Annotated in this window: 13 protein-coding genes and 1 pseudogene; 11 read left to right on the plus strand and 3 right to left on the minus strand. The window is 42.6% G+C overall.

Annotated features, from left to right (window positions below):
- Positions 1-109 (plus strand): annotated as a pseudogene (locus FTV04_RS11510) (IS5/IS1182 family transposase); the annotation flags it as partial.
- Between the two features lie 142 nt (positions 110-251).
- Here the strand turns inward: FTV04_RS11510 and gspG are convergent.
- Together gspG and gspF are read right to left on the minus strand one after the other, a co-directional pair.
- Positions 252-668, minus strand: coding sequence for a type II secretion system major pseudopilin GspG (gspG, locus tag FTV04_RS11515; RefSeq protein ID WP_373683025.1), 417 nt, complete (start codon positions 666-668; stop codon positions 252-254).
- Between the two features lie 57 nt (positions 669-725).
- Complete coding sequence (gspF, locus tag FTV04_RS11520; RefSeq protein ID WP_180089615.1) at positions 726-1,931, minus strand: type II secretion system inner membrane protein GspF; 1,206 nt, start codon at positions 1,929-1,931, stop codon at positions 726-728.
- 150 nt (positions 1,932-2,081) lie between these two features.
- Here gspF and FTV04_RS11525 point away from each other — a divergent pair, with 150 nt between their 5' ends.
- From FTV04_RS11525 to FTV04_RS11570, 10 genes are all read left to right on the plus strand, one after another.
- Positions 2,082-4,304, plus strand: coding sequence for a primosomal protein N' (locus tag FTV04_RS11525; protein ID WP_180089617.1), 2,223 nt, complete (start codon positions 2,082-2,084; stop codon positions 4,302-4,304).
- Between the two features lie 78 nt (positions 4,305-4,382).
- Positions 4,383-6,224, plus strand: a complete 1,842-nt coding sequence (locus FTV04_RS11530) for a monovalent cation:proton antiporter-2 (CPA2) family protein (protein WP_180089619.1) — start codon at positions 4,383-4,385, stop codon at positions 6,222-6,224.
- Positions 6,225-6,274: 50 nt separating this feature from the next.
- The gene (gene hslO / locus FTV04_RS11535) at positions 6,275-7,150 is read left to right on the plus strand and encodes an Hsp33 family molecular chaperone HslO (RefSeq protein ID WP_078189788.1); all 876 of its coding nucleotides are present in this window, start codon (positions 6,275-6,277) and stop codon (positions 7,148-7,150) included.
- Positions 7,151-7,397: 247 nt separating this feature from the next.
- Entirely contained in the window at positions 7,398-7,850 is a 453-nt protein-coding gene (locus FTV04_RS11540; protein WP_180007084.1) for a DUF2147 domain-containing protein, read from the plus strand.
- A 284-nt stretch (positions 7,851-8,134) separates the two neighbouring features.
- Positions 8,135-8,599 (plus strand): DUF2147 domain-containing protein, encoded by a 465-nt coding sequence (locus FTV04_RS11545; protein WP_180063769.1) that lies wholly within the window; start codon positions 8,135-8,137, stop codon positions 8,597-8,599.
- Positions 8,600-8,787: 188 nt separating this feature from the next.
- On the plus strand, positions 8,788-9,252 hold the full coding sequence (locus FTV04_RS11550) for a DUF2147 domain-containing protein (RefSeq protein ID WP_078192815.1): 465 nt from the start codon (positions 8,788-8,790) through the stop codon (positions 9,250-9,252).
- Between the two features lie 141 nt (positions 9,253-9,393).
- Positions 9,394-10,356 carry a DnaJ C-terminal domain-containing protein gene (locus FTV04_RS11555; RefSeq protein ID WP_180089641.1) on the plus strand — a complete coding sequence of 321 codons (963 nt, stop codon included), beginning with the start codon at positions 9,394-9,396 and terminating at the stop codon, positions 10,354-10,356.
- A gap of 10 nt (positions 10,357-10,366) precedes the next feature.
- Positions 10,367-10,705, plus strand: coding sequence for a chaperone modulator CbpM (locus tag FTV04_RS11560; RefSeq protein ID WP_078189792.1), 339 nt, complete (start codon positions 10,367-10,369; stop codon positions 10,703-10,705).
- Between the two features lie 69 nt (positions 10,706-10,774).
- The gene (locus FTV04_RS11565) at positions 10,775-11,038 is read left to right on the plus strand and encodes a YdcH family protein (RefSeq protein ID WP_180002890.1); all 264 of its coding nucleotides are present in this window, start codon (positions 10,775-10,777) and stop codon (positions 11,036-11,038) included.
- 256 nt (positions 11,039-11,294) lie between these two features.
- Positions 11,295-11,657 (plus strand): DUF2147 domain-containing protein, encoded by a 363-nt coding sequence (locus FTV04_RS11570; protein WP_180089621.1) that lies wholly within the window; start codon positions 11,295-11,297, stop codon positions 11,655-11,657.
- Positions 11,658-11,692: 35 nt separating this feature from the next.
- Here the strand turns inward: FTV04_RS11570 and FTV04_RS11575 are convergent, their stop codons facing one another.
- Positions 11,693-12,961 (minus strand): magnesium transporter CorA family protein, encoded by a 1,269-nt coding sequence (locus tag FTV04_RS11575; RefSeq protein ID WP_180089623.1) that lies wholly within the window; start codon positions 12,959-12,961, stop codon positions 11,693-11,695.
- Between the last annotated feature and the right edge of the window lie 63 nt (positions 12,962-13,024).

The raw sequence follows: 13,024 nt of genomic DNA on the forward strand, positions 1-13,024 counted from the left end.
GAAAACCTTCAAAATTCTTGCTGAGCGATATCGCAATCGAGGCAAAAGACTAGCATTAAGATTCAATCTAATTGCTGGAATTTATAACTTGGAGCTGAGTGAAAAATGACTTATGAAAGAAATCTAAAGTAAATTCAACAACTTAATATTAATTTTATAATTAAGATTTATTATCACTTCACTCAATATTGAAACATCCTATTAAGTAAAGTGATTAATTCCATTAAAACTGAATTTATAATTATTCTCAGTTAGTGTTTATAGTAAATATCGGCATCATTTTCTTCACCGCCAGACTGACCATCCGCACCAAATGAATAAAGATCATAAGGACGGCCTTCAGAACCTGGAATCACATATTGAATGTCATTGTCCCAACTGTCTTTTGGATAGCCACCTTTGATATAGCCACCCGGCAACCAGTTTTTAGCAGACTCAGGTTTAGTGACCAAAGCATTTAATCCACCGTCTTGCATTGAAGGGAATTTACCATTATCCATTTTGTATTGATCTAATGAGCCAGCGACACTTTTTAAAGTAATTGCTGTGGTATCAACTTTGGCTTTTTCACCACGGCCCATCACGTTCGGTACAATCAGCGCAGCCAAAACACCTAAAATGACAATGACCACCATCACTTCAATTAAAGTAAAACCTTGTTGCTTCATATTTTTTGTCTTCACTTGCATGTTACAAATCTCTGTTCACATCATTGTTCGAATGTCTTAAATCATATTATTCATATTCACGATTGGCAGCATCACAGCAATCACGATCACCAGTACAATGCTCGCCATAAATACCAACATCAGCGGTTCAAGCAACGCCAATAAAGTTGAAATTAAAGTCGTCACTTCTCGGTCTTGCATCGTAGACGCACGTTCGAGCATCCGGTCTAATTCGCCTGAACTTTCACCACTTTTGATCATTTGTACCATCATCGGTGGGAAATAACCACTTCGCTCAAGCTGTGTTGCTAAATTACCACCTTCTGTTACTTTCTCTGCCGCAAGGTTGACCGAATCTCGAATCACCCAATTATTACTGACCGCTGCACCAATTTTTAAAGCATCGACCAATGGCACGCCAGACTTGGTTAAAATCGACAAGGTACTGGCAAAACGAGCGGCATTAATGCCTTTAGACAGTTTGGAAAATAACGGTAATTTCAAGGTCAATCGGTCAAAGGCATAATGTCCCGCCGCTGTTCTGAGGAATCGAACCAAGAGAAAAATCGAGACTACGCTACCGACCAATAAAAATGGCCAGGCCATTCGAATAAAATCACTGGCTTTCATTAAAGCGATCGTTATCCACGGCAAGGCATCTTTGCTTTGGTCAAAGGTTTTGACAATATCTGGGACCACATAGGTCATGAGTCCCATCACAATACCGAAAGACATTAACATCAGGATGATGGGATAAATCATCGCACCCTGCACTTTTTTTTGCATGGCAAAGCGGTTTTCGGTGTAATCGGCAAGTTGGTCGAGAATAAGATCGAGATGACCTGAACGCTCACCTGCTGCAATCGTGGCAATATACAGTTCAGGAAAGCGTCCCGCTTGTTGTAGTGCGTTGGCTAAAGAATGCCCTTCCAAAACTTTAGAACGCACCGACATCAACAGGTTTTGCACATGGGCTTTTTCATTTTGTTTTCCCACAGCACGAATCGCTTCTTCTAATGGAATCGCAGCGGCAACCAAAACTGAAAGTTGGCGAGTCAATAAAGCCAAGTCATAGGCATTCAGCCCTTTTTGAAACCAGCGCTGCTGCGCGTGTTTGTCTTTTTGCTCTATCGGATCGACAGCAACTGGAATGAGTGACTGATCTCTGAGCTGTTGACGAATTTGACGCGCAGAATCACCCTCAAGTACACCCTTCTGCTGCTTCCCTGAAGCGTCTATGGCAGTAAACTGATATGCAGGCATTGTAATGCTCTAATTTTCCAAAATTTCTATCAGCGCAGTTGCGTCTGACCATCAAAATCATTCATATTCTTAGATATAAAATATGAGCTCACTCTAACACAACTCCTTTACGATCACGACGAAATTTAATCAGGAACTTATCCACGTTTTATGGCAAATTCAGCGAGCATTGCAACACCTATTTACCGCGTTCGAGTCGCCGTTCCGGTATATTTATACGACTGCTTCGATTACAGCTTAAGCCAAGAGCAATACCAAAAAGCTGAAGTAGGTGCACGCGTTGCTGTATCTTTTGGTCGGCAAAATTTGACCGGTATCATCGTGGAAAAAATTGCACCCGATGCACCACTCGATTCAAGCTTTAAACTCAAGGCCATTACTGAACTACTTGATGATCGCGCCATTTTAGATGAGAAAGTTTTAAATTTATTGACATGGTCTGCACAGTATTACCAATTTCCAATTGGTGAAGTCATGCAAAGTGCCCTTCCAACGCTGTTACGCCAAGGGAAACCCTATAATTTATTGGCACGAACATGGAATCTCCTCGACCACCATGCCGATGACAAAATTAAGCGCTCGGAACGACAGCAAGAAGCCTATAAAATTTTAAAATTACACCCAACTGGAACTGGGGAAAATTTACTTAATTTGGCAGGTGTGGAAACTGCGACACTCAAAGCCTTAGAGAAAAAAGGCATCTGCGAATGTGTGTTAGCAGAACAAGACTTTAGCCCGATGCCCATGAGCATGGCGCAAATGCCGCTCACAGCGAATCCGGAGCAAAAGAAAGCCATTGATCGGGTGTTAAAAGCGCGGAATCAATATCAGGCATTTTTACTTGATGGTCTCACCGGCAGTGGTAAAACCGAAGTCTATTTACAAATCATGCAAGAGGTTCTAAAGCAAGGCAAACAGGTCTTGGTTTTAGTGCCTGAAATTGGACTTACCCCACAGACCATCAGCCGTTTCCAATCACGTTTTCATTGCAATATTGCTCTACTACATTCGGGTTTAAACGATTCAAAACGTATGCAAGCTTGGCAAGCGGCGCAAACAGGTAAGGCATCTATTATCTTAGGCACGCGTTCTGCGCTTTATACGCCACTGCCTAATTTGGGTTTGATTGTGATTGATGAAGAGCATGATCTGTCCTTTAAACAACAAGAAGGCTTTCGCTATCACGCTCGGGATGTCGCACTTTACCGTGGGCATCTGGAACAATGCCCTGTCATTTTAGGTTCTGCCACGCCTAGTATCGAGTGCTATGCACTGGCGAAACAAGGCAAAATGACCGTACTGGAATTGAACCAACGTGCGGGCACTGCAGTCATGCCGAAAATGCACATCCTTGATCTGAAAGTGGCACAGAAACAGCATGGAATCAGCCAATTATTAATTGGTGAAATCCGTAAGCGCCTTGAAAAAAAAGAACAAGTGTTAGTGTTCTTAAACCGTCGTGGATATGCCCCGGTTTTAATTTGTGAAAGCTGTGCATGGCAGGCCAAATGTCCGCACTGTGATGCCAATTTCACGGTACACCGCACACCCTATCAACACCTACATTGTCACCACTGCGGCACCATTCACCGTATGCCAGAGCATTGTCCACAGTGTAATCACCAAGAACTGAAATCCGTGGGTATGGGTACAGCGAAGGTTGAAGAAAGCCTAAATGAGCTATTTCCGCAGCATGACGTTATACGGGTCGATCGTGATTCCACCAGTCGAGTCGGCAGTTGGCAAAAAATCTATGACAAGATTCAAAAAAGCGAACCTGCCATTTTACTCGGTACACAAATGCTGGCCAAAGGACATCATTTCCCTTACGTCACCTTGGTGGCGATTTTAGATATCGATTCAGGTCTACTGAGTGTGGACTTCCGTGCCATCGAGCGTACTGCACAGCTCATTGTACAAGTCACTGGGCGTGCCGGCCGTGGTGAACGTAAAGGCGATGTGTTTTTACAAACCCTAAGACCCGACCATCCGCTTTTGAATATCTTGGTCAATGAGGACTATCGAAAATTTGCCAAAGAAACCATGAAAGAACGGGAAATGGCACAAATGCCACCGTTTCGCTATGCCGCATTGGTGCGCTGTGAGTCCAAAAACCAAGAACTCAATACTGAATTTTTACAGCAACATGCCCAATTGCTGCGTCAGGACTCTGCTGGAATTATTGACATTTGGGGGCCGATTCCTGCCCCGATGGAGCGCAAAGCCGGACGTTATCAATCCCACATGGTTTTACTGTCTACAGATCGTGCGCGCTTACATTATTATCTGCGTTATTGGTGGCAAAACATCTTGCATAACAAGCCATCAAATATGAAATTGAGCCTCGATATAGACCCACAGGAACTCAGTTAAACGCGTACAATTCAGTCTGAAAAATCAGTCATACTGAATTGCAACTTTCGACCAAAAATACAACTCTAGGACGAGTAAATGTCACTACTGTTACAGATCACAATTTTCCTTGGCGCATCCTTATTGCTTGTCCCTTTGCTCAAGCGCTTTGGTATTGCAACGGTTTTGGGATATCTGTTCACTGGTATTTTGCTCGGCCCCGATGTCTTTAACATTGCCAGTGATCCCGAAGCGATCCAAGAGCTCGCTGAGTTTGGCGTGATCTTACTGATGTTCCTGATCGGCCTCGAACTGCGTCCACAGCGGCTATGGAGTATGCGTAGTTCTATTTTCGGCATGGGCAGTTTACAAGTCGGTCTGACCGGTCTGCTTTTAGCGCTAGGCAGTTTTTTTGCCTTACAACAAGGCATTGCAGCCAGTATCGTTATCGGTTTCGCTCTGGCACTCTCCTCTACTGCCTTTGTCTTGCAGATGCTGAGTGAAAAACAGCAATTAAACACCACCTATGGGCAACAATCCTTTTCGATTTTGCTGTTTCAAGATATGGCCGCAATTCCCCTGATTGCAGTCATCCCCCTGCTCGCAGGAACAGAATCATCACATCACGGAATCGCCTATTTCGCTGCAATCATTGCAACTTTTTCAGGCTTATTTTTATTTAGTCGATACTTAATGCGGCCTTTTTTCCGTTTCGTTGCGAAAAGTGGCGCGCATGAACTGATCACTGCTGTTGGCTTATTTATTGTGCTGGGTGTCGTGGTGTTGATGGATGTACTCGGCATCAGTACCACACTCGGAGCATTTCTGACCGGCGTGCTATTGGCAGACTCGGAATTCCGCCATGAACTCGAAGCCAGTATTGCTCCGTTTAAAGGGCTTTTACTTGGTTTGTTCTTTATGACCGTGGGCATGACCACAGAACTGTCATTATTCGTTGAAATGCCATGGTTCATTATCGGTGGTGCATTGGCACTGATGCTCATCAAAATTGCGTCACTTACGGCGATTGCGCGTTATCTTAAAAATTCATGGCGCAACAGTATTTTACTGGCGACCTGTTTGGCTCAAGGCGGTGAATTTGCCTTTGTGGTCTTTAGTGTGGCGAAAAGTGAAAATGTCGTACAGCAAGCCATTTTGGAGCCATTAACCCTCATCGTCACTTTGTCGATGGTGTTGACCCCTATGTTGTACTGGTTAATACAATCACAAATTTTGCCACGTTTTAATCCAAAAACCATCCCCGAATATGACGACATTCCGGATGAACATAATCCTGTGATTATTGCGGGCTTTGGACGTTTTGGACAAATCATTGCTCGTGTGGCGCATTTACAGCATTTGTCTTTTACCGCCATTGATAGCAACTTAGACAAAGTCGATTTCGTACGTAATTATGGTGGTCATCTATATTATGGCGATGCCACACAACCAGATATTTTACGCGCTGCGGGCATTGAACATGCCAAAGTGTTCGTCCTTGCCATAGATGATATTGAAGACTCGATGAACGTGGCGCGTCATATTCGCCTGAATTACCCTCAGTTAAAATTATTGGTCCGTGCGCGTGACCGTCATCAGGTACATCTGCTGCGTGATTTGGGGATTGAGCATATTTGGCGTGAAACCTATTTATCGTCTTTAGGAATGGCCTATCACATGCTGTGCGACTTAGGCATCAGCGATGAAGATGCCTATAAAAGTATCGAATTGTTCCGTGATTATGATGAAAAACTGCTGACTCAACAGCAGCAAATCTATACCGATGAACAAAAAATTTATGAAACGCATCGTAACGCTTTAGCTGAACTGGAACATTTGTTTGAAAGCGATGCGCAAGCCCGTGAAAAACCTACAGGTGTTGATTTACAACGCAGCTTACAACGTCATCGTATTGATGTCACAAGAGATGATAATGAATGACTTGTGTTTTACAATATCGTCACCATTAAAGCAGGGTTATGGAGAATTTTATGTCAGATTTACGCCAACGCTTTTTTATTGAAGATAGCCCTGTTCGTGGAGAAGTGGTTCATCTTGAAGAAGCCCTACAAACGATTCTTGCACAGCGTGACTATGCACCTGCTGTACAAATTCTCTTGGGTGAAATGCTCAGCGCGACTGCCTTGTTGGCCAGCACCTTAAAAATTAAAGGTCGTATTAGCTTACAAATTCAGGCTGCAGGCACTTTTAAATGGGCAATGGCGGAATGTAATCATCTCGGTGAAGTTCGCGCACTTGCAGATTATGAAGAAGACCCGCACTTTCAAACCGCTGAAGACAGCAGCACGGTACTGAAAGCCTTGGTAAACCCAGTACTTTTCATTAATATCGAGCCTGAATTTGGTGAGCGTTATCAAGGGATTGTACCTTTAGACAAACCGACTTTAGCGGGTTGCTTGATGCAATATTATGATCTCTCTGCACAGATCCCAACACGTATTGTCTTGGCGAGCAGCAACAGTCGTTCAGGTGGTTTACTGATTCAGTTATTACCACGTAACAGCGAAGAAGAACAGCGCCGTGTCGATGAAGATCTATGGCCACGTTTAACCATGCTGACTGAGACTTTAAAAGCAGAAGAGTTAACGTCTTTATCCGCAAATGAAATTTTATATCGTTTATATAACGAAGAAGAAGTTCGTCTACCTGAAACTGAAGCCTTAAAATTTGGCTGCACGTGTTCAAAAGAACGCTGTGCGACAGCACTTGAACAAATTGGTGTTGCTGCAGTTCGTGAAACCCTAGAGTTTCAAAACCCAATTGAAATGGACTGCCAATTCTGTAATACAAAATATACCTTTACCGCAGAAGAAGCTCTATCCCTTTTTGGTCAACACCTCAGCTAAGGCATAGTGATGATTGAAAGCCTAAATCTAAGCATCCCTCGGGGTGCTTTTTTATTGTCCCGATAAAATCCAAACCAGCTACTTTATTCCGCTTCGCCGAATAGTTTCGAACTATAAAGCATCAACATGATCAGCTGTATTTGCGATCAATTTTTTTTCGAGTAGAATCGCGCCAGAAATAAAGTCAAAAAAACCAACAAAGCTTTATTTTTAATTGAAAAATAATGTAAAAAAAACTGGATAAATTATGAAACTCAAAACACTCGCTATTGCTTTAGCCATGTTCTACTTTGGCCCAATGACAGCACATGCAGCAGACCTCGTCGGGACATGGAAAACCATAGATGACAAAACAGGCTATGCTCGTGCTGAAGTCCAAATCACTAAATTAAAAGACGGTAGCTATAGCGGTAAAATCACCAAAGTGCATGCCATCCCCAACCGCCCTGTCACCACGATTTGTGAAAAATGTGAAGGTAAACTCAAAAATGCACCCTTAATTGGTTTACCGATCTTCTCTGGCTTTAAACATAATACAAAAGAGAATGCGTACACCGATGGCAAGGTGATCGACCCACTTTCAGGCAATACTTATCAAGGTAAAGGGCAATTGAATGCGCGCGGCAATGTCCTGACACTTCGAGGTTATGTTGGAACCACGCTTCTCGGCCGGACGGTATCTTGGATCCGCGTCAACTAAAGTCGCCATTTGGCTTTCATTGGCATGATGAACTCAACTCCAGACGAGTTCATCATGCCGATAATAATCTACTTTGAGATGAATTCCGACTATTTTACTAGTGCGTAGACGTTCAGCATAAACCTTATTTAGCGCCAACAAGATCATGTTTTGGCTCAAAAAATAAATACCATTTCTTAAAATATCACTAGAACATTCATATTATTTCAGGCTACATTAAAACCATAATATTTTTATGCCTTTAATTTTCTGGCATCTGCTTTTTATGTAATGTGGGTAACTGTATGACTGTTAAATTCCTCTTTTCTATCCTGTTCGGTATGTTCTCAATATGCAGTATATCATCTGCTTTGGCAGCGATTGACCCCTTAGTGGGGACATGGAAAACCATTGATGATCGAACAGGTTATTCCCTTGCCGATGTGGTGATTCGTAAAGATAAACATGACCTGTATTCAGCTACTATTATTCAAAGCCGAAGCATCCCCGGAACAGCAAATGTCTCGACGTGCACGCAATGTACCGGTGCTCAGAAAAATAAACCGATGGTCGGTTTAACCACCTTATCCGGCCTAAGCGCTGATCCAGAAAAGCCCAATGAATTTGTGGGTGGTGTAATGCTCGATCCCAAATCTGGCAAGCACTACAATGCACGCGCTCGTTTGATGAATAATGGCAAGCATTTGATCATCAATGGTCGTACTGAAGGCTCTGCAATTGGACGCAATGTCACTTGGGTCAAAAACTAAGCACGAGGCCTTTAAATCATTAAAGGCCTTTTTTAACTTAAAAATTAGAGTAAAAACTCCATATTAAAGCAGCGTTTTAAAAAAATATGCCAAATACATCACAAACTATCACATTGATTTTGTAGGTCTTTATATATAAATTAGGCAACTTACTCTAAAAACACAATTCTGAATTTTCAGGGGATGAAATGAAAAAAATATATCAACAATTATTTGCCGGAATACTACTTAGCACTTTGTCAGGATTATCAATCGCTGCGGAAACCGATCCGCTAGTGGGGAAGTGGAAAACCGTCGATGACCGTACAGGATATTCGCGTGCAGACGTTGAAATTCGCAAAAAAGCCGATGGAAGCTATGAAGGCATCATTGTCACCACACGCAATGTCCCTGGCACTGAAAAAATGGGCGTCTGCTCGAACTGCCCAGGTGAATTGAAAAATAAACCTTTTATCGGCTTGCCATTTATTTGGGACTTTAAACAAGATCCAAAAAATCCACGTGAATTCCAAAACGGTAAAGTTCTGGACCCGATTGGTGGAAAAATCTATAAAGGCAAAGCAAGACTTAGTGCTTCAGGAAAACATTTAACTATACGTGGGTATGTTGGTGTATCTGTGATTGGTCGTAGTGTCACTTGGATAAAATATTAATTTTAAATGTGTTTTTAAAAGCCTCCTCGTGAGGCTTTTTTATTGTCATGTTTTGAAACAATAAGCTGCAGTTTGCCCCTATGACAGTTTGATGAACCCTTCTATATTGATTTAAACATGATCAATATTTATACAGAGAGTATGCCAGACAATCACTATCAAACTTTAGGGATCGCCCGAGATGCTTCGGCAGATCAAATTAAAAAAGCCTATCGAAAATTGGCGCGTAAATATCACCCTGACGTCAGTAAAGAGGCTGATGCTGAAGCGCGTATGCAAGCGATTAATGTTGCATACGACACCTTGAGTGATGCCGAAAAGAAAAAACAATACGATTTTGAACTCGATCATCCTCAAGGATTTGCTGGGTTTAATGCTGGCAACCAAGGTGGTTTTGACCAATCTCAGTTTTATCGCCAATCGACGAGTGATGGTCAGCATGCGGACTTTAGTGGATTTGAAGACTTGTTTGGTCGTTTTGGGCAAGGCTTTGGTGGCGGTGACTATCAGTATCAACGTGCAAACCGCCAAACCAAGAGCTTCCGTGGTGAAGACCAACACGCCAGTTTAGAAGTGGATTTAGAAATCGCATTTCATGGTGCAACGCAGAATATCACCTTACAGATTCCAAGCCTCAACGCCCATGGTGAACCTGAAGTCCAACGTAAAACCCTGCAAGTCAAAATTCCTGCAGGTATGAAATCAGGTCAACAAATTCGACTCTCCGGCCAAGGGCAAGCTGGCTATAACGGTGGAGCTGCTGGTGATTTATACATTGAAATTTTGTATAAACAAACCGAGCAAACCCGTGTAGAAGGTGCTGATATTTTCCAACAACTGAATATCAGTCCTTGGGAAGCAGCATTGGGTCAAAAAATTGCATTTACCAGTCCTGATGGCAAAACATTAGAGCTACAGATTCCTAAAAATGCGCGTACTGGACAGCAGCTACGATTAAAGGACAAAGGGATACCAAACAAAACACCCGGACAGCTTTACCTGGTTTTAAATATAGTGATACCAGCTGCACAAACAGAACAAGAGCAACAAGCTTATGCGGCTTTTGCTCAAGCTTTTCCGTCATTTAATCCACGACAGTCTTAAGGAGAGCACCATGACAACAATTCATTATCGTGAAATTGTCTGTGACGGATGTAAACAGACTGAAATCGTAGACGAAAAAAGTAGTTTTGATCTACAACACTTTGCCTCTGCCTGTGGGCAAAGTCCAGAATGGGTTCTGCAACTACTCGAATACGATATTCTGCCTAGCCGTTCAGAAGACAGGATTCATCAATTTTTTGGCGATGATATATCTCGCGCACGGCGTGCCTATCGGCTTCAACGAGATTTCGATGCCAGTTTTACTGCGGTCGCCATGATGCTCGACCTGATTGATGAAGTCCAACAACTACGTCGCCAAGTGAAACACCAACAGCTTCATTCGCACTAAATGTATTCGTGAACGCTCTGTCCTGCAGGGCGTTTTTCTTTTTTCTTGTAGAGGAAATGATCGACAACCATGAAAACACGAGATTGCAATAAAAAAGTCAAAAACATGTTTCCTGAGTACCGTGATTTGGTCACTCAGTTACGTGATGAAAATCCGCATTTTGCGCGGATCTTTGAAGAACATGATGAGTTGGATCGCGAAATCATTCAATTGGAATTAGATCCTGTTAATCACTACAACACGGATATTGAGACCATTAAGCGTAAGAAATTAAAGCTAAAAGATGAAATTTATCGCTTACTGAAAAGTAATGAAAATGATGATATATCTTGAGATATCGACTCGTATAGGGGAATTTTCATGATGCATGTCGTTCGCAGTACAACCCACGAGGCTAAGCAATTGAATTGCTAAGACCATAAGGATCGGTCAAATCGCGTTGTACTGCAGATTCTTTAAAAAACAAAATGTAAAACAATTACATCATGACAAAGGATTCATCATGCACATGCATCATGTCCTATTGGGTGGCATTACTCAGTTTCAGTAGTCTATTACATGCCAGTGATAAACGAGTATTTGAAAAACCATGGATGACCAAACAGGATATTCACGCGGTGATGTGACCATCGTCAAAAATGCCGACGGGACGTATAGTGGAACACTTACTGCAATACGCCCAATGCCGTACAAGCCCTTGGTCGAAGTGTGCTTAAAACGCAAAGGCAAACTCAAATATGCACCCTTGGTGAGTCTCGAAGTTATCAAAGGATTTAAACCAGACCCACAACATCCAAATGAATATAGCAATGGAACCGTGCTGGATCCCCTCTCGGGCAATGTCTATAAAGGCAAAGCCAAGCTGAGTGCGAATGGCAAACGTTTAACCATGCGCGGCTATATTGGCGTGTCCGCACTCGGACGTAGCACCACATGGATTCGTAATGATTAGCAACTAAACCCCCCCATCAGAGAAACTGACGCGAACTATTTGAGTTTCGTCAGCTTCTCAATTTCTTTCATGGTTTTAACCGTACCTTTGACTGTGCCCTTCACCGTCTGTTTGATTGGTTCATAATCCATAAACCAAAACAGATTCATGTGTTGATCGCCGTGCTGCTGTGCCAACATATCAATCACGCTTTTTTCACCGCGCCCGACCAAATGCCGTCGATAAAAATAATACAGCAGTAAAATCGTGGTCATCAGCATGATTCCGAGCATGATCCAAAAACCGGTTGGTGACTTAAGTCCAGGAATGAACTCAAAGTTCATGCCGTATATGCCGGTTAATAAGGTTAATGGTGCGAAAATTGCCGTAATAATCGCTAAAATACGCATATTTTCATTGGTTTGGTTGGCAACGGCTGAAAAATGCAGATCAATGGCGGCCTGCACGGCACTGCGTAATCGTGTGGTATGTTTTTGAATGCGTTCGATATGGCTGGTTAAATCATCTACGCGAACCAGCATGATATCCTGCTTTTCACTGCGCTTTTTGCCTTTCAAATGCGGGTAATTATCTACAACTTCATCACGCAGTTCTTGCAAGGCTTCAATTTGCTCTTCACACAAATTTTCCACTTGCTGAAAGGCCATATTTTCCTGCAGCAGCTGATGCCACTTGGTAAAACGCCGATGCCCTTGCAGCAACTCTTGCTGCCAAAACTCGACACGGCGGGTCAAAGGAACACGTAAATCCAAGTATCCATCTACCATATTATTCAGTAAGCGCAATGCCAAATCTAAGGGTGTAATGGCTAATTTTCGTGGTTTATTTTGTTCATCAATCGGACGAGAAATTAAAGTTTCAATCCGTTGGATATAACTTTCAATGGCTTTGTTGCCTTTTTCGCGCACCGTGATCAGCACTTGGGGCGTGATCAAAAAACTGATCGGGGTGGTCGCCAAACCAAAGACCCGCTCATGCTTTTCAAGAGCTTCTGCACCTGCAGCAATTTGGTCATCGGGTGTGACCATTTTTCTAAAAATTAATAAATCGTAATCATCAAGTGTGTCAAAAGCACACGGATGCTCTAAATTTAAAATATCCCGCAGATGGTATTCATTGACCCGCAAGTCTGATGCCTGAAAAATATCACTCTGCCACTGCTCTGGGCGGTTGACGACATCTTCACGGGTACAATCAATCCAAATAAACTCAGGCTCAAGTTCAGGATGATGCTCACATTGCACTTGGTCTTGCACATAGATATGCGCGGCTGTTGGATGCTGAAAAAAATAATAGGTTTGCATATCTCATTTATTATTGTGTTTACTTTTTGCATGATGCCATAAAAAAGCCTTGAGCAAGTCAAA

This window comes from Acinetobacter sp. YH12219, assembly GCF_013417875.1.
Lineage (GTDB): Bacteria > Pseudomonadota > Gammaproteobacteria > Pseudomonadales > Moraxellaceae > Acinetobacter > Acinetobacter amyesii.

Excerpts from the sequence above, each read along its gene's own strand:
- FTV04_RS11550 (WP_078192815.1), top strand. The coding sequence starts at position 8,788 with ATGAAAAAAATATATCAACAATTATTTGCCGGAATACTACTTAGCACT.
- FTV04_RS11560 (WP_078189792.1), top strand. The coding sequence starts at position 10,367 with ATGACAACAATTCATTATCGTGAAATTGTCTGTGACGGATGTAAACAG.
- gspF (WP_180089615.1), bottom strand. The coding sequence starts at position 1,931 with ATGCCTGCATATCAGTTTACTGCCATAGACGCTTCAGGGAAGCAGCAG.
- FTV04_RS11525 (WP_180089617.1), top strand. The coding sequence starts at position 2,082 with ATGGCAAATTCAGCGAGCATTGCAACACCTATTTACCGCGTTCGAGTC.
- FTV04_RS11555 (WP_180089641.1), top strand. The coding sequence starts at position 9,394 with ATGCCAGACAATCACTATCAAACTTTAGGGATCGCCCGAGATGCTTCG.
- FTV04_RS11570 (WP_180089621.1), top strand. The coding sequence starts at position 11,295 with ATGGATGACCAAACAGGATATTCACGCGGTGATGTGACCATCGTCAAA.
- FTV04_RS11540 (WP_180007084.1), top strand. The coding sequence starts at position 7,398 with ATGAAACTCAAAACACTCGCTATTGCTTTAGCCATGTTCTACTTTGGC.
- FTV04_RS11545 (WP_180063769.1), top strand. The coding sequence starts at position 8,135 with ATGACTGTTAAATTCCTCTTTTCTATCCTGTTCGGTATGTTCTCAATA.
- FTV04_RS11575 (WP_180089623.1), bottom strand. The coding sequence starts at position 12,961 with ATGCAAACCTATTATTTTTTTCAGCATCCAACAGCCGCGCATATCTAT.
- FTV04_RS11530 (WP_180089619.1), top strand. The coding sequence starts at position 4,383 with ATGTCACTACTGTTACAGATCACAATTTTCCTTGGCGCATCCTTATTG.
- gspG (WP_373683025.1), bottom strand. The coding sequence starts at position 668 with ATGAAGCAACAAGGTTTTACTTTAATTGAAGTGATGGTGGTCATTGTC.
- hslO (WP_078189788.1), top strand. The coding sequence starts at position 6,275 with ATGTCAGATTTACGCCAACGCTTTTTTATTGAAGATAGCCCTGTTCGT.
- FTV04_RS11565 (WP_180002890.1), top strand. The coding sequence starts at position 10,775 with ATGAAAACACGAGATTGCAATAAAAAAGTCAAAAACATGTTTCCTGAG.